Source organism: Planococcus sp. RAB007_Raresut, assembly GCF_057369535.1.
Map to the genome: position 1 here is coordinate 198,433 of NZ_JBXYIF010000003.1, position 19,226 is coordinate 217,658.

Genomic DNA, 19,226 nt, shown 5'->3' on the forward strand with positions numbered 1-19,226 from the left:
ATGGCGCGTTTTAAATATGAAGGACGAGATAGAAAACGTGTTCGCGCGGGTGTAGTAGTTGCTGGCAACAGACGCGAAGCAGTAGAAAAATTGCGGGATGACGGAGTTCGAGTCATCGAAATTCGCGAAATTGCTGAAACGGCATTACAAAAAGATATTGTTTTAGGAAACCCGGTCAAACGTGATCAGTTCATCATGTTCCTTCGCCAGTTTTCAACTTTGATGCGAGCGGGTGTAACGATTGTCGACTCGGTAAAGATCCTTTCCCAGCAAGTAGAGTCAAAAGCGTTGCGTAAGACCTTAGTCAATATTGACGAAGATTTACGTAAGGGGAATTCGCTGTCGGATTCGCTCCGAAAGCATCCAAAGATTTTCGAACCGCTGACAATCAACTTGATTAAAGCGGGAGAATTATCGGGGAATATTGATGAGTCGTTGGATCGTCTTGCTACCTATTACGATAAGGCATATCAAACGAGGCAGAAAGTTAAATCTGCGATGTCTTATCCGTTGGTAGTTGGAGTACTAGCAATTGGCGTAGTTATTTTCCTCCTATCTTCTATTGTTCCGATGTTTGCTGAAATGTTTGAAGGCTTTGGCGGTGAATTGCCGATGCTGACGCAGATGGTTATGGCTGCCAGTGATTTGACAATTAAGTATTGGTATCTATTAGTAATGATTGGCTTGGGAATTGCAATGGCAATTTGGATGATGAAGCGAAACGCACAAGGAAAGATGATGCTTGATACATTATTGCTTCGTATGCCAATATTCGGCCGCATCATGAAAAAGTCTGCGTTAGCCCGATTAACTAGAACGTTGAGTTCTTTATTCTCCAGCTCAGTTCCGATTCTTCAGGCATTAACGATGGTCGAAAAAGTTGTGGGAAATGCAGTAATGTCGAAAGTTATATTGGCATCACGTGATAATTTGGAAAGAGGCGGATCTTTGACAGATCCAATGAAAAATCATTGGGCTTTTCCACCTTTGATTCCACACATGATTTTAATCGGGGAGCAGACGGGCTCACTGGACCATATGCTGGATAAAGTAGCCGATTTCTACGAAAAAGAAGTGGAAGCGGAGACAGATCGCCTTAAAGCTTTAATAGAACCGCTGATGATTGTCGTATTGGCAGCGTTAGTAGGGACTATTGTCATGTCTATTATGCTACCTATGTTTGAAATGTTTCAAAATATTGACAACATGTAGTTTAATTTTGACTATATTATTTAAAAATAATGTAAAAATATCTGAAAAATTTGTTGCGTATTTCATAAGTATTGATATACTAAAGATGTACTCATAAAGTACCAAAAAATTAGGTCAAAGGGAGGAAATGAAATGAAGAAATTTTTGAAAAAGAAATTGGGCAATGAAAAAGGTATGACGCTGATCGAGCTTTTGGCAGTAATCGTGATCTTGGCGATTATCGCAGCAATCGCTATTCCGGCGATTGGAAATATTATTGAGAATAGTCGTTATAATGCGGTGAAAAGCGATGCTTTAAATATTTTGAGTGCAGCTAACATATATGCTGCTGAGAGTGATGTAACTGGAGCTATTTCAAAAGCTGATTTAGATCCTTACTTAGAGACACAAGGTCAATTTGAAACTTTAACATCATACAGTATTGGTAGAAATGGTGACGGTGATCTAGCATTAACAGCAACTGCTGTGCCTACTGGCAACGGAACTCAAACTATCGGTTTTAAAGATGCTTCTGTAAAAACTATCAACGCTGACAGTCAAAAAGGTAGTACTGCAACACTTACAACTATAACCGGTACTGCTGTATCACCTTAATATCGATTAAAAAAGATTTCTAGGAGCTGATCAAATGGCCTTATCGTTTTTATCGAGAAAAACGCGCGTTGCGACCATTACAATAGAAGAAGATGCAATTCGCCATGTCGATTTGAAATCGGTCGATCCGCTTCAATTGAGCCTTGCCGAGGAGTATCCACTCCCTGCAGGTATCATTGAAGACGGCAAGATCACCAATTTCGAAGAGCTCGGCTCGGTACTCGATAAGGCTGTCAATCAGTGGGGTCTCACCAAAAAGTCAGTCCGATTCCTCGCCCCTGACGAATTTGTTATTATCCGCAAAGTACCCTACCCCGAAGACGTTGCACCCGATGAATTGAAAGGTCATTTCTTCATTGAAATCGGCTCGACGCTTTATCTACCTTTTGAAGATCCCGTTTTCGATGTGGTGCCATACCACCCGGAGTCGGAAAATCCCGAAGCGATCATCATCGCATCGAAAGAATCGGTCGTCCATGATTTTGAGCGAGCGTTCAGCGAATCAAAACTGGTGCCGGTTGTCGCGGATATTACGCCGCTTGCGTTATACCGTTTGGCTTATCTGCAGCATGACATCACTGAAGATGACCATATTATGATCATCGATGTGCAAGGTTCCAAAATGACAGTCTCCATCTTCCATGAACATTTTCCTTTATTCATGCGGCCGGTTGACCTGTCGGAATACAGCTCGTTTGCAGGTGATGCTTCCGCATTGATGGATGTCATCATTTCCGAGACTGAAAAACTTTCGAACTTTTATCGCTATAATATGAATGAAGGCGAAAGCGGCATCACGAAAATCATCTGTAATGGTGAATTTGAAGAATGGTATACATTCCAGGCCCGTTTTGAAGGGCGCTTTTCAATTCCGGTATCACCGATTGTTTTGAAACCCATCACTACCGAACATGGCGACGACGTCCCGGGACGTTTCAACCGTGCCATCGGTCTGGCGCTGAAAGAGGTGTGACCATATGTTAGTTGATATTAATCTATTGCCGCAGAAGGAGCGGGACCGTCCCGCCTTCCTCATTGCGGCGCTTTCTATTTTACTTCTTGGTCTGGTCGTATTCGCAGCGCTGTTCTTTATGGCAAAATCGGAGAATACCGAACAGGCGGTTCTGGCGGCGCAAAGCGCTGAACTTGCTACACAGCAAGCCGAAATTCGGGCACAGCTTGAAGCAACTGCCGGCATGAATGAAGAGCAGCAGCTGAAAGCGACTGTCGATTGGGCGGAAAGCTATCAATACGATACGATTCCTTTATTGGAAGAACTGGCAGCATTGCTTCCGGCGCGTGGCTTCTTTGATCAGATCACGTTTGCTGAACCGAATACAGCCACACTGGTTGTTCAATTCGATGCAACACGTGACGCGGCCTATTACCTGGCACAATTAAAAGGATCAGAACTTCTAGATTTCGCTTCATTGGATTCTGTTGAAAGCGAAGACAGTCTATTGACTGAAGACGAAGAAGGCGCAGTGAAAGACGAAGATGAACCGATTGAAACGCCGAGATATCTCGCTACATACACATTGGTATTTGTAGATGACCGTCTGCCGGTGCTTGACGCGGAAGGCAATATCATCGAAGAGCCGGTGGAAGAACCGCCAGCTGCTGAAACGGAAGAAAATGTGGAAGCGGATGTAGATGTGGAAGTCGAAGTTATCGAAGAAACCGAAACCACTCCAGAAGAAACGGAGGGGGATACAAATGAGTAGTTTGACGAAGAAACAGAAAGAAAATGGCTTGATTGCGATTGCCGTTTTATTCCTTTTAGCCATTTCAGCTTATGCCTATTTCATGGTTTATTCACCGGCTAAAGAAGCACGGATGATGGCGGAACAGACTTTCAAATCCGAACGCGAAGTCTTGATGGCCTTGCAGGAGCAAGTAAAAGCATTGCCGGAAGAAGAGCGCGTTTCAACTGCCGAACTGCAGCAGCGCGTATCGGTCGAGCCGTTATCGGAACTGATCGTACTTCAATTGGAGCAAGCGGAGTTGTTGTCGCGTTCCCAAGTAAAATCACTTCAGATCGCAGAATCGCCGCTTGAGTTATTGACGCCTGTTGAAGGCATTGAAAACGTACAAAAAATCCAGACGACCGTTGCTTTTGAAACGGACGACTATGCTGGAATTACGAAATTCATCAAAGAAATCGAGTCGATGAAACGCATCCTGATCATCGATGCCATCGACTTTGCTTCAAATGGTGAAGTGACAACTGTCGAAGCGGAAGATGATATACTGGAAGTGACATTGAGCTTTTCAGCATTCTACCGTCCGGACTTGATCGCTTTGGCAGATACATTGCCAAAAGTGGATGCACCGCCGCCAGCCAATAAAGTCGATCCGCTGCCGAAGAACGACGGCGTCGATTTGGCGAAGGCTGAAGACAAAGATGCTGATGTGGAAGTGGATGTCGATGTTACAGTCGATGGTGAAGCTTCAGCACAAACAAACGACCAGGTGGCTGGCACTCAGACCGCCAAAACGCATAAAGTGGTCAAAGGAGATACGCTGTTCAGCGTTTCCGAGAAATATTATGGAGACCGCAGCGGAGTCGAATTGATTAGAACAGCGAACAAAATGACTAATTATATTGTAAAAACCGGGACGACATTAATCATCCCTGAAAAACCTTGAAAGGAGAAATCAACATGATTTCTCCTTTTTCTAAATTTATAAAGTGATGAGGGTTATTATGACAATTACGTATACAGCATTCTTCTATTTATTCGGTCTTGTTTTCGGCTCATTTTTTAACGTTGTCGGGTTGCGTGTACCGAAAAAGGAATCGATTGCGTTTCCGCCTTCCCATTGCACATCGTGCGACCGTCGACTCACGGCGCTGGACTTGGTTCCTGTTTTTTCTTTCCTATTCTTGAAAGGGAAATGCCGCGGATGCGGTGAGAAAATCCATTGGGTGTATCCGTTAATGGAATTTATTGCGGCTGGCTTGTTCGCTCTATCGTTTTGGCATTTTGGCTTTACGCCTGAACTGATCATCGCAATTTTATTCGTATCGATGCTTGTCATCATTACGGTGTCGGACATCGCTTATATGCTTATCCCGGATAAGGTGCTTCTGCCGTTTGGTATTGCTTTGCTCGCCTTGCGGTTCTTTATTCCGCTCGATCCATGTTGGGACAGTTTGCTCGGTGCGGCAACTGGTTTCTTGATTCTTTTGCTCATTTCGATTGTATCGAAAGGCGGAATGGGTGGCGGTGACATCAAATTATTCTTCGTCATCGGGCTGGTTCTCGGCACTGGCGGAACATTGATGACGCTGTTCTTCGCTTCATTGATCGGAGCGATTGTCGGCATCATCGTCTTGCGCGTCACTAAGCAGGGACGCAAAACACCGATTCCGTTCGGCCCATCGATTGCGGCCGGAGCTGTGATAGTTTATTTTTACGGAGAACCGCTTCTTAGTTGGTATATGAATTTATGGACGTAATGAAGCACCCTGGAGAAAATCTCCAGGGTGCTTTTGTAGTTTATGAGATGAAAAGAAATGGGAGCCAATACAGATGGAGGACGAGAATCATGGAGTAGAGCACATTGGCGAAAATAAATGTATAGCGCCAGAATGTTTTTCTGATGTCTGCAAATGTTGTGAACAACAGGGCGAACAGACAAACGGACAAGAACAATTTAATGCCAAGAATTGTGAAAGGAGCGAACGAACTCAATAAGGGGTTGGCTTCGGTGACGAGTCCGCGTGTCAAACCGAAGTAAGTCAGGATGCCATCAAGACCGTTCAATATGATCAGCAGCCAAATGTATTTTTTTAAGGGAGTGCTGTTATCAGGGATTGTCATGTCATGCACCTCGTTTCGTGGAGCAGGGTTAGTTTTGCTCGTGATATATATTTGTCTAAATGACTCTTTTTTGCTCTTGTAACTGACATACCCGTACCAGAAAGATAATAGACATGAAAAATTATCCATAAAAAATTTTAAGATTGGTTCTGATTTATTTTTAATGAAAACCAATTTAGATATGGAGCAAAACAACGAAGACTCCTGCGGCTTAGCGATACGACCGATACACCGCAGGGAGCGCAGCGGACGAGGAGGATTGGGCGGGAGCCCGCTGGAACGCGAAGTTGTTTTGCGCAATATCGTCTCTAAAAACCCCACAAAAAAGCCAACCCAGAAATATCTGAGTCGGCTCTATTCATATCCTTAATTATTGTAATGCAACGGTGAACCAGGCCCGAGGTCGAGACCAAGCATCATCCAGACGATCAGCATGATCGACCATACAATCATGAAGACGATTGAGTACGGGAACATGACTGAGATCAATGTGCCGATTCCCATCTTCTTATCGTATTTCTGAGCAAAGGCAATGATGATCGCAAAATACGTCATCAGCGGTGAAATGATGTTCGTCGTTGAATCGGCGATGCGGTATGCCATTTGCGTTAGCTCCGGCGAATAGCCGAGCTGCATCATGATCGGTACGAATACCGGTGCCATCATCGCCCATTTGGCAGAAGCTGAACCGATGAACAAGTTGATGACGCCTGTAATCAAGATAAAGCCCAGGATCAACGGGATGCCTGTCAAGTTCGCGCTTTCCAGGAATTCTGCCCCGTAGACGCCGATGACCATGCCCATATTTGATTCAGCGAAGTAGGCTACGAACTGTCCGGCAGTGAATGCCAGAACGATGAACATGCCCATCGACGCCATCGTGTCGGTCAAGTGGCTGGCAACATCTTTATCGCTCTTGATGTTCTTCGTGGCGATTCCGTAGAACAAACCAGGGATGAAGAACAGAATTGTGATGATCGGAACCAGTGACGACATGAACGGTGATTGGACGATGCCGCCGTCTTCAGCTCGCAGCGCTCCGTTTTCCGGAATGATCAGCATTGCGAATGCAGCTGCAGCGATAAGGAATGAAATCGCAGCCCACAGCATGCCTTTCTTTTCTTCAGCGCTAAGGCCAGTCAATTTTTCCCGGTACTCGCCTTTGTATTCCCCTAGGCGCGGTTCGACGATTTTTTCAGTAACGAATGCACCGGCAAGTGTAAGTACAAATACGGAAACGATGATGAAGTAATAGTTCATCGCGATGTTCATGCCTTCCGCATAAGCCGGGTCGATGATCGACGCAGCGGCAATCGTCAATTCCCCGAGCATCGGGTCAGTCGCCGACAGCAGCAAGTTCGCGCTGAATCCACCGGATACACCGGCAAACGCAGCGGCAAGACCAGCTAGCGGATGTCGGCCAAGCGCAGCGAATATTACTGCGCCAAGCGGAGGCAGGACAACGTAACCTGCGTCAGATGCCACACTCGACATGATACCGGCGAAAACTAGTCCAGCTGTAATCAGGAAGCGGGGAACGGACAATACGAATCCGCGCAGCATCGCGCTGATCAGTCCTGTGCGTTCCGCGATTCCGATTCCGAGCATTGTCGCCAGAACGACGCCGAGCGGTGCGAAGCCGATGAAGTTATCAACCATGCTGGTGAAGATATATTGAATGCCTTCAGCGTTCAACAGGTTTTTGACTTCGACCATTTCGCCTTCCTGTCCGGGATGTTCAACCGAGATGCCGAAGCTTGAAATGATGGCTGACAGCACCAGCACGAGCAGGGCAAGCAAGGCGAATAGAGTCACCGGATGCGGCAATTTATTGCCTGCAAATTCGATTCCATCCAGAAACTTCTGGAAGAACCCTTTTCGCTTTTTTTCCATTTAATCTACCTCTTTTCCAAATTAAAAACTTCCTATTCATTATTTCGAAATAGGAAATTTCAGAATTTAAAATCCGTTACCATTGTATAGGTTTATTTTCGAGGAATAAAGGTTTTTAAAGAAGTAGTAATAATGGCAAAATTGAATAATGTTTTATTGTTTTGACAATAGAGGGGAAATGGGAATTTCGTAAACGTTTGAAAAGGTTGTTGCAACCGACATAATTGCTAAATTTCATGAACGATATCAATACTGCCGCCGGATATTTTATTTGTATACCGCAAATCTCATTTTTGAATCGTTCATAGCCTGCAAAATCCGTTTTTCGCTGTTTGAAGTGGCTATCCGGGAGGTGTATTCTTAAAGAAAGAAAAAGGAGGCGTTTTTATGTATTTCAAAGCCCAACAACCGATGATCCTGGCATCGCAGTCGCCGAGAAGACGTGAACTGCTCGAGCTGCTCGGATTTGATTTCCGTGTGATTCCAAGCAAAAAGGAAGAACTGAAACCGGAACAGTTCCAGAATGCGTTGAATTATGTCATTAATTGTGCGGAAGTGAAAGCGGCGGATATCGCGAAGAAGAATCCGGAGGCAGTGGTGATCGGCTCGGATACCATCGTTGTGTGCGACGGTGAAATCCTGTTAAAGCCTGAAGACAAGAAGCAGGCGATGGCAACTTTGCGAAAACTTTCCGGCCGCAGCCATGAAGTGATTACGGCGGTGGCAATAAAGTCCGGAAACAGCGAGATGCAATTTCACGAGACGACTGAAGTGACATTTTTCGAGTTGCCGGAAAGCTGGATCGAAGCCTACACGAATACGGACGATCCTTATGACAAAGCGGGAGCTTATGGCATCCAGACGCTGTCGGGTTTATTTGTGGAGAGGATCAATGGTGATTACAATACGGTTGTCGGCTTGCCGATTGCCCGATTGGCGCGGAAACTTTCAGACGCAGGTTGGATCAGCTTGTCGGGGAGCCGTGTCGAATGCTGAAGGAACAGTCTTTGATGATCCGTGATGTCCACACAGCAGACCGGCCGCGCGAACGGCTGGTCAATCAGGGAGCGACAAGCCTGTCGAATCAGGAATTGATCGCCATCATGCTGCGCACCGGCACAAGGCAGGAGTCCGTCCTGCATCTGGCGAACCGGGTGCTGCATCATTTTGAACAGATCCAGCAGCTCAAAGACGCCAGCATCGAAGAACTCACATCCATCAACGGCATCGGCCAGGCGAAGGCGGTTCAATTATTGGCCGCTGTCGAACTGGGCCGGCGCCTGTCCTCCAAACAGACGGATGCGAAATTCACCATCCGTTCCCCAAAAGACGCCGCTTCATTTCTGATGGCGGATATGACTTCACTCAAACAGGAACATTTCGTCGTTTTATTTTTGAATATAAAGAACCAGGTTTTACATAGACAGACAATATTTGTCGGAAGTTTGAACGCCAGTATTGTCCATCCACGAGAAATTTTCAGGGAAGCGGTTCGCAGATCGGCGGCCTCGATAGTATGCGCACATAATCATCCGTCCGGAAATCCCGCGCCATCGCCCGAAGATATCGCTGTGACAAAACGCCTGATGGAAGCGGGAAGCATCGTCGGCATTGAGCTTTTGGACCATATCATCATAGGTGACCATCAATTCATCTCATTAAATGAAAAGGGATATATGTAGCACTGTTACTTTCTTTACTTTTCAGCTATAATGAGTAGTATTGTGTAAACTCTATGGCTTATTGGCATATAAAGAAGGGAAGAATTCACGTGTTTGGAATGGGATCAAAAGATGTAGGAATCGACTTAGGAACTGCTAACACACTAGTATTTATTAAAAATAAAGGGATTGTTCTCAGAGAACCATCCGTTGTCGCGAAAAATACGCAAACTGGCGAGATCGTCGCTGTCGGTAACGACGCGCGCAACATGATCGGCCGTACACCGGGATCCATCGTGGCAATCCGCCCGATGCGCGACGGCGTTATCGCTGATTACGATACAACAACTGCTATGATTCAATATTATATGAAGGAAGCAATGAAAAAAGTCGGAGGATCAATGAAGAAGCCGAACGTCATGATCTGTGTTCCTTTTGGAATCACTTCAGTCGAACAGCGCGCTATCATTGATGCTTCACGTCAGGCAGGCGCTCGTGAAGCGTTCACAATCGAAGAGCCTTTTGCAGCTGCAATCGGTGCAAATCTTCCGGTTTGGGAACCAATGGGCTCAATGGTCGTCGATATTGGTGGAGGAACTACGGAAGTTGCGGTCATTTCACTTGGCGGCATCGTAACGAGCGAATCCATCCGTGTTGCCGGGGATGCGATGGACCAGGCAATCACGCAATATATCCGTAAAACTTATAACCTGACGATCGGGGAACGTACAGCTGAAGCCATCAAGATGGAAATCGGCGCAGCGCGTGTCACTACACCGGAAGAAAAAGCGGTTAAGATGGACATCCGCGGTCGTGACTTGTTGACAGGCTTGCCGAAAACGATTGAAATTTCTTCGGAAGAAATCGCTGAAGCGTTGAAGGAATCTGTTCTTTCAATCATTGAAGGCGTGAAGAAAACGCTTGAAACGACACCACCGGAACTTTCGGCTGATGTTATGGAACGCGGAATCGTCCTTACCGGAGGCGGCGCTCTCTTGAAAAATCTCGACAAAGTCATTTCGGATGAAACTCAAATGCCAGTCCTTATTGCAGAAAACCCGCTGGATTGCGTGGCTATCGGCACAGGCAAAGCACTTGATAATATTGATCAAATCCGTCGCATGCAATCAACTAAATAAGGAGGATTGCTGCCATGTCTAGGTTCTTTTCGAACAAGCGGCTAATTCTGTTAATGCTCGGGGTCATTCTTCTCGTAGCATTAATTTCCTATTCCTTGCGGGATCGCGACAATGTATCCTTTCCGGAACAGATCATCAAAGACACTGTAGGCGCCGGACAATCCCTATTTTCCGGCCCAGCGCATTTTGTCACAGGCATATTCGATAACGTTGATTCACTCTTGAATACATATAAGGAAAATCAGCATTTGAAAGGCCGCCTGGAAGAATTTGCGGCAGTGCAGGCGGAAGTGACCGACCTGCGTTCTGAGAACGATCAATTGAAGGAAATCGTCGGCAAAGAAGCCGATTTGCGGGATTATAACCCGATCCAGGCGACCGTCATTGCACGGAACCCGGATCAATGGGAAGAAAAAGTTATTTTGAATAAAGGTGAATCGGACGGCGTCAAACAAAACATGGCGGTCATGACGGCCCAAGGGTTGATCGGTAAAGTCACTTTGGTGACTAAGACTACATCCACGGTCGAATTGATATCAACGCAAAATCCGAACTACCGGGTTTCTTCAATGGTCATCGGCGGTGAAGAAGGCGTCTTCGGTTTAATCGAGGGCTATGACGCTGAACGCCGCGAACTCCTATTGAAGCGCATCGATGCCCAAATCGAACTTGAAGTCGGCCAGCAGGTCGTTTCAAGCGGACTCGGCGGGATCTTCCCGAAAGGTCTGATCATCGGTGAGATTACAGAAATCACCATCGATGAATTCGGTCTGACGAAACTTGCATATGTTAAACCGGCAGCTGATTTCACATTGCTGAACCATGTAATGATTGCCGACCGCGACATGCCTGAAACGAATGGTGAAGATGAGGGCGTGGCTACGGAGGAAGAAGGATCATGATCCGTTTTCTCCTGCCGCTGATCGCCCTCGTCCTGTTTTTCCTGGAACCCGTCTTTGGATTATTTTCCCCGTTGCAGCTTGACGGGGTTTATTATTATATTGTGCCTCGTTTTTTATTGATGTTCCTGATTTTCGTAACGGTCTATTATGATGCCAAACATGCAATGTTCTATGGTTTATTTTTCGGCCTCTTGTACGATGTCTTTTTCATTGATATTATTGGACTATATTCATTTTTGTACCCGATGATGTGTTTGATCGCGGGTTACATCGTCAAGTCGGTGCACCGTAATTTAATCGTTGCCACTCTCCTGACACTTGTCCTGACAGCACTTTTCGAGTTTGTGCTGTATTTATTCTTCTCATTTATTTCACTGGTTTCAATGCCGGTGGACATTTTCCTGACTTCGCGTCTATTGCCGACAATGATCGCCAATTCCTTATTCCTAGTCATGCTTGGCTGGGCATTTAAATCGTTGATTGTCGCCCGATTGATCGAACGGGAAAACAGTAAAGTTTAAGCTGGAATGAAAAGCGGGACCCTTAATGATTTTGATGCTTTCTCAATGGAAAAAAGACTATACTCAGGTATTTAATTTGAAAGCGCAGGTGACGTATTTTTGAAGAATCTTGTCTATATAAGAGGAACGAAAGAAGGTCTTGTGCTGCAGCTCGATGATCAGTGCGCCTACATGGACATGCTGAACGAACTGAAAGCCAAGGTTTCGGACCCTGCGCTTGATGGCAGCGCCGAAGTGCAGCTCCATCTGGGCTATCGCTATTGCACCGAAGCCCAATATAAGGAAGTCGTCGCGACCATTCAGAACAACTCGCATCTGCGGGTGTCGAAGATGCGCAGCGAAGTGATTTCCGTCGAAGAAAGCAATAAACGGATCCAGGAACGCCAGTCCGAGACATATGTCGGCATCGTGCGTTCCGGGCAGGTAGTGAAAGCTGAAGGGGACCTCGTCGTAGTCGGCGACGTCAACCCGAACGGCCGTGTTGTGGCCGGCGGCAATATCTACGTGCTGGGCCGTCTGAAAGGAATCGCCCATGCAGGCGCGAACGGCAACCGCGAGGCTGTCATTGCCGCGTCCTGGCTTGAGGCGACTCATTTAATGATCGACGATTCCATCGAGACGATGACCGACGAATTGTCGGTGCTGTCCGAACAGCCGGAAATGGAATGCGCTTATTTACATAGCAACGGCCAGAACATCGTCATCGACCGTCTGCAGGAATTGCGGTTCATCCGGCCGCAAATTTCAACGTTTAAAGGAGGAAGCTAGTGTGGGAGAAGCAATCGTCATAACATCAGGCAAGGGAGGCGTCGGTAAAACGACAACAACCGCCAATCTCGGCACTGCATTGGCTCTTCAAGGGAAAAAGGTTTGCCTGATCGATACCGATATCGGTCTGCGCAATCTTGATGTTATCTTAGGTCTCGAAAACCGCATCATCTATGACCTTGTCGATGTTCTCGAAGGCCGCTGCAAAGTGCACCAGGCCCTCGTCAAAGACAAGCGCTTTGAAGATATGCTGTATTTATTGCCAGCCGCCCAGACGACTGACAAGAACGCCATCAATCCCGAACAGATGAAGGAACTCGTAACCGAACTCAAAAAAGATTACGATTTTGTCATCATTGACTGTCCGGCCGGCATCGAGCAGGGCTATAAAAATGCCGTTGCCGGTGCAGACCGCGCCATCGTCGTCACTACGCCTGAAATTTCAGCCGTGCGCGACGCCGACCGCATCATCGGCCTGCTCGAGCTCGAAGAAAACATCGAGCCGCCAAAACTCATTATCAACCGCATCCGCCAGCATCTCATGAAAGCCGGCGAAGCACTCGATATCAACGAAATCACAACGCACCTGTCCATCGACCTCCTCGGCATCGTAGCCGATGACGAAAGCGTCATCTCCAGCTCGAACCGCGGCGAACCCGTCGTCATGAATCCAGCCAACCCGGCCGCCATGGGCTACCGCAACATCGCGCGCCGCCTGCTCGGCGAATCCGTGCCGCTGATGACGATGGATAAACAGAGCACAGGCATGTTTTCGAAGATTAAAGCGATTTTTGCTAAATAAAATTTGTTGAGACTTTTGAAGATAAATTAAAAGTTTCACTTGAAACTTTTGAGAATTAAAGAGATAAAATTCTACTTGAGACCCCTGCAGAAGATTGCGGGGGTTTTTGTGGATTTTAGGAAAGAGTCAAATTGGCAATATAAAATTTATCTATTGTTCTTATAGAAGAGAAGTGGATCCAAGGAATATTTTATTGAATAAATACTTAAGGCAAGAATTATGAAAAGGGGTGCGGGTTGGACGTTCATATGCTGAAGGGGATGGTTTTATTTGATAGATTGCCGGCGAGGCATGCGGCAAAAGATAAAGTGTTCGGAGAGGTGAAGAGGTCGTTGGCGGGAGCGGCGGGTGAGAAGCGGACAGTTGAATTGCTGGAGCGGGAATTGGATCTCGTGGAGAAGGCGAAGATTTTCCGCGGCGTGTGGCTTCCTTATATGGATGGCTTCGCCCAAGTGGATGTTCTCGTGCTGCACGCAAATTTTGTCTGCGCGCTCGAAGTGAAAAACATGGTGGGCGAGTTCTATTTCGATTCGGTCAATTTTCAATTCTATCGAATAGTCGATGGGCGAAAGGAAGGCATGCGCAACCCTGAAGCGCAGCTGCACCGCGCGGTTAGAGCCACCGAGAAATACTTCGGCTGCAAAGTACAGGGCACCATCGTCATGTCCAGTCGCTCAGGAAGAGTCGCTGTACCCCCGAAACTTTATGAGGCAATCGCGCTCGATTATTTGCCGTTTCATATCGAGAAAATGGTAGACACTCGTGTATCCTTTGACGTTGAAGGTCTTGAGGGTTTAGTGCGGCGGAGCCGCGGGCAATTCAATGGTCCTGATCTTTTGAAGAAGCATAAGCTGACGAGGGATTGTTTGGAGGTGGGGGTGAGGTGTTTGGGTTGTCGTCAAAAGATGGAGTGGTTACGTCTTCGATGGCGTTGCGGTAAATGTGGGATCGTGTCAGCCGATGCACACGAATTTGCTTTACAGGAATATGCTGTTTTATGTGGAAATGAAATCACTACTGAGTTTGCATATACATGGCTTGGTATAAAAGATAAGTATGTATTGTATCGGATGCTGGAAAATACAACCATAAAAATTAATAATCGGGGTAGACGAATGATTATTGAAAAAAACGAGCTGTTAATTGCTTATTATGAGACGATTTATTCCTAGCCGCACCCCAAACGGTTTAACCCGCACCCCAAAGTGGTCAAGCCGCACCCCAACTCGTTCAAGCCGCACCTCAGAGCAATCAAGCCGCACCCCAGAAATAAATATGTATAATATTTCCTGGCGAAAAGATCACTTTTTAAGAACTTCTCCACAGATTCAACCAATTTACTGCTCGACAAGTCCATTTGAACATATATCTAACTCAATACCGCCCAAACCAGACTCATTTCCACCCAAAGCAATCCAATTCCCAACCTAACTAATAAAATCTCAACCCATTCCCACCCAATCCAACAATATCTATTGACGCCACTAGCTCCGGCGTGATATTATTTTAATGTTATGTTTGTAGCGCACCTGTGCTACAACCGCTCGAACCGGGTCAGCAAGCATTCGCAGCAATGTGGATCACCTGGATAGGCGAGTCTTAGTCTAAGAGGAGGTGCAAGGATATGTACGCAATTATTGAAACTGGTGGTAAACAAATCAAAGTTGAAGCGGGTCAGGAGATCTACGTTGAGAAATTGAACGGAGAAGCTGGTGACACGATCACATTTGACAAAGTTCTATTTGTAGGTGGAGATGACACTAAAGTGGGTGTTCCTTTTGTTAAAGGAGCTACTGTTACAGCTAAAGTTGAAAAACACGGCAAACAGAAAAAAATCACTGTCTTCAAATACAAAGCTAAAAAGAACTACCGTAAAAAGCAAGGTCACCGTCAACCATACACAAAATTGACTGTTGACGCGATCAACCTGTAAGGATGATCAAAGTTAAAATTAAAGAGACGTCAGGTCGCATTTCGTCATTTGAAATGTCAGGACATGCGGACTTCGCTGAACATGGGCAAGACTTGGTATGTGCCGGCGCATCTGCTGTTTCATTTGGAGCAGTGAACGCCATTATGGAACTTACCGGAATTGAACCGGAAATCACGCAGTCGGAAAGCGGCTATTTAAAAGTCGGTTTCGCGGATGACCTTGACGGGAAAACAGATGAAAAGGTGCAATTGCTCCTTCGCAGCATGATTGTTTCGTTAAAAACGATTGAACAAGACTATGAAGAATATATTAAAATAACCTTCACAGCTTAGGAGGTGGGACAGAATGTTAAGATTAGATCTTCAGTTTTTCGCATCCAAAAAAGGTGTAGGTTCAACGAGAAACGGACGTGACTCAGAATCTAAACGCCTTGGCGCTAAACGTGCAGACGGCCAAGAAGTTACTGGTGGTTCAATTTTATACCGTCAACGCGGTACTAAAATTTATCCAGGAGAAAACGTTGGACGTGGCGGAGACGATACACTTTTCGCTAAAATCGACGGCGTTGTGCGCTTTGAGCGTTACGGCCGCGACAAGAAAAAAGTGAGCGTATATCCAGTAGTTGCACAAGAAGCTTAATAAAAACGAAAAGGGCTGCTTTCGCAGCCCTTTTTCTTTTTCAATGAATAAGATTAAGAGCTAAACGGGCGCCTACGCTTTTCCTAAGAAATCTGCAGATAAAATTGGTATACTGAAAAAAGAAGAAAGTTTAGGACGTGAGTGTAATGGATAACTCGATTACGGTGGCACAAGCGCTTCGGCATGCGCGCCACGATTTCTTGAATGAGCTTCAATTGATTCAGATGAAACTTGATCTTGGACGTGGGCAGGACGTGAAATCGATTATTCGATCGCGTGCCGAAGCGGCTGTGCAGCTGAACAGGCTGACAGCGCTTAAGATGCCGGCAACCGAAAATTGGCTGCTGACGGCGGAATGGCGTTTTCCGGAATTTCGTTTCCATTTGGAATGCCTTGCGGAAGCAGGGATGGCCACAAAAGATGCAGCATTCGCCGACTGGCTGGAACAGTTTTTCAACAGCCTGAAAAAACAGGCGGAACTTGCATCGGACATCATTTGCCGAACGACGTTGAAAGAACATCAATCCGGCTTCCAGATCGGATTGGAAATGGACGGAAACTTGCCGGATGCATTAGAGCTTCCGGAAGTTCCGGGTATATTGATACAGAAAGACATTGCAGCGGACAATACAAAAATTATTGTCAGCGCAAAGATGGAGGGATAATATGTTTGTCGATCACGTAAAAGTTTATGTAAGAGGTGGCGACGGCGGGGATGGCATGGTAGCATTCCGCCGCGAGAAATATGTACCGAACGGCGGACCAGCCGGCGGTGACGGTGGTAAAGGCGCAAACGTCGTCTTTATCGTACAGGAAGGTTTGCGTACGCTGATGGATTTCCGCTACAAACGGATATTCAAAGCGGACCGCGGAACACATGGCATGAGCGCCAATAAACACGGCGCGAAAGCGGAAGACTTAATCATCGAAGTTCCACCGGGCACAGTCGTAAAAGATGCTGATACCGGTGAAACAATCGCTGACCTGGTTGAACACGGCCAAACGGCGGTTATCGCAAAAGGCGGACGCGGAGGACGCGGGAACTCGCGCTTTGCGACACCTGCCAATCCTGCACCGGAACTATCTGAAAAAGGTGAACCAGGATTTGAACGCAACGTTATTTTGGAATTGAAAGTTCTTGCGGATGCAGGACTTGTTGGATTCCCGAGTGTCGGGAAATCGACCCTATTGTCAGTCGTATCGGCTGCTAAACCGAAAATTGCTGAATATCATTTCACGACAATCGTACCGAACCTCGGCATGGTTGAAACGGAAGATCAGCGCAGTTTCGTTATGGCCGATTTACCGGGATTGATCGAAGGCGCGCACGAAGGAATCGGCCTTGGCCATCAATTCCTGCGCCATATCGAACGGACACGCGTCATTGTCCATGTCATCGATATGTCCGGCATGGAAGGCCGCGATCCGTACGAAGATTATGTGACAATCAATGAAGAATTAAAACAATACAATATGCGTTTGACAGAGCGTCCGCAATTGATCGTTGCGAATAAAATGGACATGCCGGATGCGGAAGATAATCTGGAAGAATTCCGCAAGAAATTGCCGGAAGATGCACGGATTTTCCCGATATCTGCACTTAGCCGCCAAGGCTTGAGCAATCTTTTATTCGCCATTGCGGATCTTCTGGAAGTAACGCCGGAATTCCCGATGATCGAAGAAGAGACGGACGAATCGGAAAGCTCTGTACTTTACCGCCACGAATCGGAAAGCGATGGTTTCACAATCACACGCGATCCGGACGGCGCTTATGTAATCAGCGGCTATGCAATTGAGCGTCTGTTCAAGATGACCGACTTCTCGCGTGAAGATTCAATCCGCCGTTTTGCCCGCCAGATGCGCGGCATGGGAATTGATGATGCGTTGCGTGAACGCGGTGCTGAAGACGGCGACACAGTTCGTTTGCTTGAGTTTGAATTCGAATTTACTGAGTAAATCTGGAGGGGACATGGATGAAGGATATTTCAGAACAGCGGTATTATTTGGTGCGCGAGGATGTTCTGACCGAAGCGATGCAAAAAACGCTTGAGGTCAAGAAGATGCTGCAGCGTGATAACATCTCCATATTGGATGCCGTGGAAAAGACCGGCTTGTCCCGATCCGCTTTCTATAAATACCGGGACGCTGTTTTTCCTTTTCATTCCATTGTCAAAGAACGAATCCTGACGATTTTCCTTCAGTTGGAGGACCGGACGGGCACGCTGGCGACATTGCTCGAAGCCGTTGCCGAATCCGGGTGCAATATTTTAACGATCCATCAGACGATTCCCATCCAGGGGCGCGCCAATGTGACGCTGTCCCTGGATGTGACGGCGATGGAGCAAGATCTCGACAGCTTTTTGCATCAGCTGAAAAAACTCGATTTCGTCGAGTCGGCAGATGTGGTTTCAAGCGGATCATTATAATTTAGGAGTGGTTTGATGGCTGAGCAGCAGACGAAAAAACGAATTTCCTTTTTGGGGCCGGACGCTTCGTTCACCCATTTGGCGGCGTTGAAGGCATTTCCGGACAGCGAATTGATCGCTTATACAACGATTCCGGAATGCATCGAAGCCGTTGCGGACAATGAAGTTGAATACGCGGTTGTGCCGCTGGAGAATGCGCTGGAAGGCTCAGTTCCGCTGACGATCGATTATCTGTTCCATGAAGTGCAGCTTTATGTGACGGCAGAAGTGCTGTCACCGATTGAACAGCATTTGATGGTCCATCCGGATAACGTGAAGTCGGACTCCTTCGAAGCGATCTATTCGCATCCGCACGCTTTGGCACAATGCCATAAATTCCTATACTATACGTTTAAAAATACGCCGCTTGAACAATACAGTTCGACTTCGGCAGCGGCCAAAATGGTCAGCGAGCTGCCGGAGCGGAATATTGCAGCGATTGGCAATGAATTCTCGGCTCAAAAATATGGCCTGACCATTGTCCACCGGGAAATCCATGATTTCCATTTCAACCACACACGATTTTTCGTTTTGTCGAAGACGAACCATCAACTGGACAATCCTGCTCATAATGAGGAAGTGAAAACCACATTGATGATTTCGCCGCCGAAAGACGACCGTTCGGGCGTCCTTCATCAAGTGCTTTCCGTATTCGCCTGGCGCCAGCTCAACTTGAGTAAAATCGAGTCGCGGCCGCTGAAAACGGGTCTCGGAAATTATTTCTTCATTGCTGACGTGATGGATGACGAAATATCGCCGATGATGCAAGGCGCCTTCTTGGAACTGGCGGCTCTTGGCTGCACGGTGAAAACGCTTGGTTCGTATTATACCTATGAATAAATCAGAAAAGCTCCGCTGCCGGATTGGCTG

Annotated in this window: 23 protein-coding genes and 1 other annotated feature; of the genes, 21 read left to right on the plus strand and 2 right to left on the minus strand. The window is 46.7% G+C overall.

Annotated features, from left to right (window positions below):
• The 6 genes from AC2Q9J_RS07560 to AC2Q9J_RS07585 all read left to right on the plus strand — a co-directional run bounded on the left by AC2Q9J_RS07560 (position 1) and on the right by AC2Q9J_RS07585 (position 5,269).
• On the plus strand, positions 1-1,212 hold the full coding sequence (locus tag AC2Q9J_RS07560; protein WP_499038626.1) for a type II secretion system F family protein: 1,212 nt from the start codon (positions 1-3) through the stop codon (positions 1,210-1,212).
• Between the two features lie 132 nt (positions 1,213-1,344).
• On the plus strand, positions 1,345-1,806 hold the full coding sequence (locus tag AC2Q9J_RS07565) for a prepilin-type N-terminal cleavage/methylation domain-containing protein (RefSeq protein WP_499038629.1): 462 nt from the start codon (positions 1,345-1,347) through the stop codon (positions 1,804-1,806).
• A gap of 34 nt (positions 1,807-1,840) precedes the next feature.
• On the plus strand, positions 1,841-2,779 hold the full coding sequence (pilM, locus tag AC2Q9J_RS07570; protein WP_499038631.1) for a type IV pilus biogenesis protein PilM: 939 nt from the start codon (positions 1,841-1,843) through the stop codon (positions 2,777-2,779).
• A gap of 4 nt (positions 2,780-2,783) precedes the next feature.
• On the plus strand, positions 2,784-3,530 hold the full coding sequence (locus AC2Q9J_RS07575; RefSeq protein WP_499038633.1) for a PilN domain-containing protein: 747 nt from the start codon (positions 2,784-2,786) through the stop codon (positions 3,528-3,530).
• A complete protein-coding gene (locus AC2Q9J_RS07580) occupies positions 3,523-4,455 on the plus strand; it encodes a LysM peptidoglycan-binding domain-containing protein (protein WP_499038635.1) in 933 nt (310 codons plus the stop codon). The genes AC2Q9J_RS07575 and AC2Q9J_RS07580 overlap by 8 nt, the downstream gene beginning before the upstream one ends.
• A 58-nt stretch (positions 4,456-4,513) precedes the next feature.
• Complete coding sequence (locus tag AC2Q9J_RS07585) at positions 4,514-5,269, plus strand: prepilin peptidase (protein ID WP_499038638.1); 756 nt, start codon at positions 4,514-4,516, stop codon at positions 5,267-5,269.
• A gap of 40 nt (positions 5,270-5,309) precedes the next feature.
• Here AC2Q9J_RS07585 and AC2Q9J_RS07590 read toward each other — a convergent pair whose 3' ends face one another.
• Complete coding sequence (locus AC2Q9J_RS07590) at positions 5,310-5,633, minus strand: DUF5658 family protein (RefSeq protein WP_499038640.1); 324 nt, start codon at positions 5,631-5,633, stop codon at positions 5,310-5,312.
• Positions 5,634-5,999: 366 nt separating this feature from the next.
• A complete protein-coding gene (locus AC2Q9J_RS07595; protein WP_499038642.1) occupies positions 6,000-7,526 on the minus strand; it encodes an AbgT family transporter in 1,527 nt (508 codons plus the stop codon).
• Positions 7,527-7,913: 387 nt separating this feature from the next.
• Here AC2Q9J_RS07595 and AC2Q9J_RS07600 point away from each other — a divergent pair, with 387 nt between their 5' ends.
• From AC2Q9J_RS07600 to pheA, 15 genes are all read left to right on the plus strand, one after another.
• The gene (locus AC2Q9J_RS07600) at positions 7,914-8,522 is read left to right on the plus strand and encodes a Maf family protein (RefSeq protein ID WP_499038643.1); all 609 of its coding nucleotides are present in this window, start codon (positions 7,914-7,916) and stop codon (positions 8,520-8,522) included.
• Positions 8,516-9,208, plus strand: coding sequence for a RadC family protein (gene radC / locus AC2Q9J_RS07605; RefSeq protein ID WP_499038646.1), 693 nt, complete (start codon positions 8,516-8,518; stop codon positions 9,206-9,208). The genes AC2Q9J_RS07600 and radC overlap by 7 nt, the downstream gene beginning before the upstream one ends.
• A gap of 89 nt (positions 9,209-9,297) precedes the next feature.
• On the plus strand, positions 9,298-10,326 hold the full coding sequence (locus tag AC2Q9J_RS07610) for a rod shape-determining protein (protein WP_499038649.1): 1,029 nt from the start codon (positions 9,298-9,300) through the stop codon (positions 10,324-10,326).
• Between the two features lie 14 nt (positions 10,327-10,340).
• Positions 10,341-11,228 (plus strand): rod shape-determining protein MreC, encoded by an 888-nt coding sequence (mreC, locus tag AC2Q9J_RS07615; RefSeq protein WP_499038651.1) that lies wholly within the window; start codon positions 10,341-10,343, stop codon positions 11,226-11,228.
• Complete coding sequence (gene mreD / locus AC2Q9J_RS07620; protein ID WP_499038653.1) at positions 11,225-11,749, plus strand: rod shape-determining protein MreD; 525 nt, start codon at positions 11,225-11,227, stop codon at positions 11,747-11,749. Before mreC ends, mreD begins: the two co-directional genes overlap by 4 nt.
• A 99-nt stretch (positions 11,750-11,848) precedes the next feature.
• Positions 11,849-12,517 (plus strand): septum site-determining protein MinC, encoded by a 669-nt coding sequence (gene minC / locus AC2Q9J_RS07625; RefSeq protein ID WP_472484349.1) that lies wholly within the window; start codon positions 11,849-11,851, stop codon positions 12,515-12,517.
• A gap of 1 nt (position 12,518) precedes the next feature.
• Positions 12,519-13,319 (plus strand): septum site-determining protein MinD, encoded by an 801-nt coding sequence (minD, locus tag AC2Q9J_RS07630; protein WP_499038655.1) that lies wholly within the window; start codon positions 12,519-12,521, stop codon positions 13,317-13,319.
• 236 nt (positions 13,320-13,555) lie between these two features.
• Positions 13,556-14,491 carry a nuclease-related domain-containing protein gene (locus AC2Q9J_RS07635; RefSeq protein WP_499038657.1) on the plus strand — a complete coding sequence of 312 codons (936 nt, stop codon included), beginning with the start codon at positions 13,556-13,558 and terminating at the stop codon, positions 14,489-14,491.
• A gap of 356 nt (positions 14,492-14,847) precedes the next feature.
• Positions 14,848-14,929 (plus strand) — a sequence feature (ribosomal protein L21 leader region).
• 14 nt (positions 14,930-14,943) lie between these two features.
• Positions 14,944-15,252: a 50S ribosomal protein L21 gene (rplU, locus tag AC2Q9J_RS07640; RefSeq protein ID WP_499038659.1), complete on the plus strand. Its 309-nt coding sequence runs from the start codon at positions 14,944-14,946 to the stop codon at positions 15,250-15,252.
• Between the two features lie 2 nt (positions 15,253-15,254).
• Positions 15,255-15,584 (plus strand): ribosomal-processing cysteine protease Prp, encoded by a 330-nt coding sequence (locus AC2Q9J_RS07645; RefSeq protein ID WP_084246271.1) that lies wholly within the window; start codon positions 15,255-15,257, stop codon positions 15,582-15,584.
• 13 nt (positions 15,585-15,597) lie between these two features.
• On the plus strand, positions 15,598-15,891 hold the full coding sequence (rpmA, locus tag AC2Q9J_RS07650) for a 50S ribosomal protein L27 (protein WP_084246269.1): 294 nt from the start codon (positions 15,598-15,600) through the stop codon (positions 15,889-15,891).
• 146 nt (positions 15,892-16,037) lie between these two features.
• On the plus strand, positions 16,038-16,556 hold the full coding sequence (locus AC2Q9J_RS07655) for a Spo0B domain-containing protein (protein ID WP_499038662.1): 519 nt from the start codon (positions 16,038-16,040) through the stop codon (positions 16,554-16,556).
• 1 nt (position 16,557) lies between these two features.
• On the plus strand, positions 16,558-17,847 hold the full coding sequence (gene obgE / locus AC2Q9J_RS07660; RefSeq protein ID WP_499038663.1) for a GTPase ObgE: 1,290 nt from the start codon (positions 16,558-16,560) through the stop codon (positions 17,845-17,847).
• A gap of 17 nt (positions 17,848-17,864) precedes the next feature.
• Positions 17,865-18,317, plus strand: a complete 453-nt coding sequence (locus tag AC2Q9J_RS07665; RefSeq protein WP_499038664.1) for an ACT domain-containing protein — start codon at positions 17,865-17,867, stop codon at positions 18,315-18,317.
• A 15-nt stretch (positions 18,318-18,332) separates the two neighbouring features.
• Positions 18,333-19,196 (plus strand): prephenate dehydratase, encoded by an 864-nt coding sequence (pheA, locus tag AC2Q9J_RS07670; RefSeq protein WP_499038666.1) that lies wholly within the window; start codon positions 18,333-18,335, stop codon positions 19,194-19,196.
• Positions 19,197-19,226 lie beyond the last annotated feature (30 nt).

Excerpts from the sequence above, each read along its gene's own strand:
- AC2Q9J_RS07665 (WP_499038664.1), top strand. The coding sequence starts at position 17,865 with ATGAAGGATATTTCAGAACAGCGGTATTATTTGGTGCGCGAGGATGTT.
- AC2Q9J_RS07560 (WP_499038626.1), top strand. The coding sequence starts at position 1 with ATGGCGCGTTTTAAATATGAAGGACGAGATAGAAAACGTGTTCGCGCG.
- AC2Q9J_RS07575 (WP_499038633.1), top strand. The coding sequence starts at position 2,784 with ATGTTAGTTGATATTAATCTATTGCCGCAGAAGGAGCGGGACCGTCCC.
- AC2Q9J_RS07595 (WP_499038642.1), bottom strand. The coding sequence starts at position 7,526 with ATGGAAAAAAAGCGAAAAGGGTTCTTCCAGAAGTTTCTGGATGGAATC.
- rpmA (WP_084246269.1), top strand. The coding sequence starts at position 15,598 with ATGTTAAGATTAGATCTTCAGTTTTTCGCATCCAAAAAAGGTGTAGGT.
- AC2Q9J_RS07590 (WP_499038640.1), bottom strand. The coding sequence starts at position 5,633 with ATGACAATCCCTGATAACAGCACTCCCTTAAAAAAATACATTTGGCTG.
- pheA (WP_499038666.1), top strand. The coding sequence starts at position 18,333 with ATGGCTGAGCAGCAGACGAAAAAACGAATTTCCTTTTTGGGGCCGGAC.
- pilM (WP_499038631.1), top strand. The coding sequence starts at position 1,841 with ATGGCCTTATCGTTTTTATCGAGAAAAACGCGCGTTGCGACCATTACA.
- radC (WP_499038646.1), top strand. The coding sequence starts at position 8,516 with ATGCTGAAGGAACAGTCTTTGATGATCCGTGATGTCCACACAGCAGAC.
- AC2Q9J_RS07585 (WP_499038638.1), top strand. The coding sequence starts at position 4,514 with ATGACAATTACGTATACAGCATTCTTCTATTTATTCGGTCTTGTTTTC.
- AC2Q9J_RS07645 (WP_084246271.1), top strand. The coding sequence starts at position 15,255 with ATGATCAAAGTTAAAATTAAAGAGACGTCAGGTCGCATTTCGTCATTT.
- AC2Q9J_RS07655 (WP_499038662.1), top strand. The coding sequence starts at position 16,038 with ATGGATAACTCGATTACGGTGGCACAAGCGCTTCGGCATGCGCGCCAC.
- obgE (WP_499038663.1), top strand. The coding sequence starts at position 16,558 with ATGTTTGTCGATCACGTAAAAGTTTATGTAAGAGGTGGCGACGGCGGG.
- rplU (WP_499038659.1), top strand. The coding sequence starts at position 14,944 with ATGTACGCAATTATTGAAACTGGTGGTAAACAAATCAAAGTTGAAGCG.
- AC2Q9J_RS07565 (WP_499038629.1), top strand. The coding sequence starts at position 1,345 with ATGAAGAAATTTTTGAAAAAGAAATTGGGCAATGAAAAAGGTATGACG.
- mreC (WP_499038651.1), top strand. The coding sequence starts at position 10,341 with ATGTCTAGGTTCTTTTCGAACAAGCGGCTAATTCTGTTAATGCTCGGG.
- AC2Q9J_RS07600 (WP_499038643.1), top strand. The coding sequence starts at position 7,914 with ATGTATTTCAAAGCCCAACAACCGATGATCCTGGCATCGCAGTCGCCG.
- mreD (WP_499038653.1), top strand. The coding sequence starts at position 11,225 with ATGATCCGTTTTCTCCTGCCGCTGATCGCCCTCGTCCTGTTTTTCCTG.
- AC2Q9J_RS07580 (WP_499038635.1), top strand. The coding sequence starts at position 3,523 with ATGAGTAGTTTGACGAAGAAACAGAAAGAAAATGGCTTGATTGCGATT.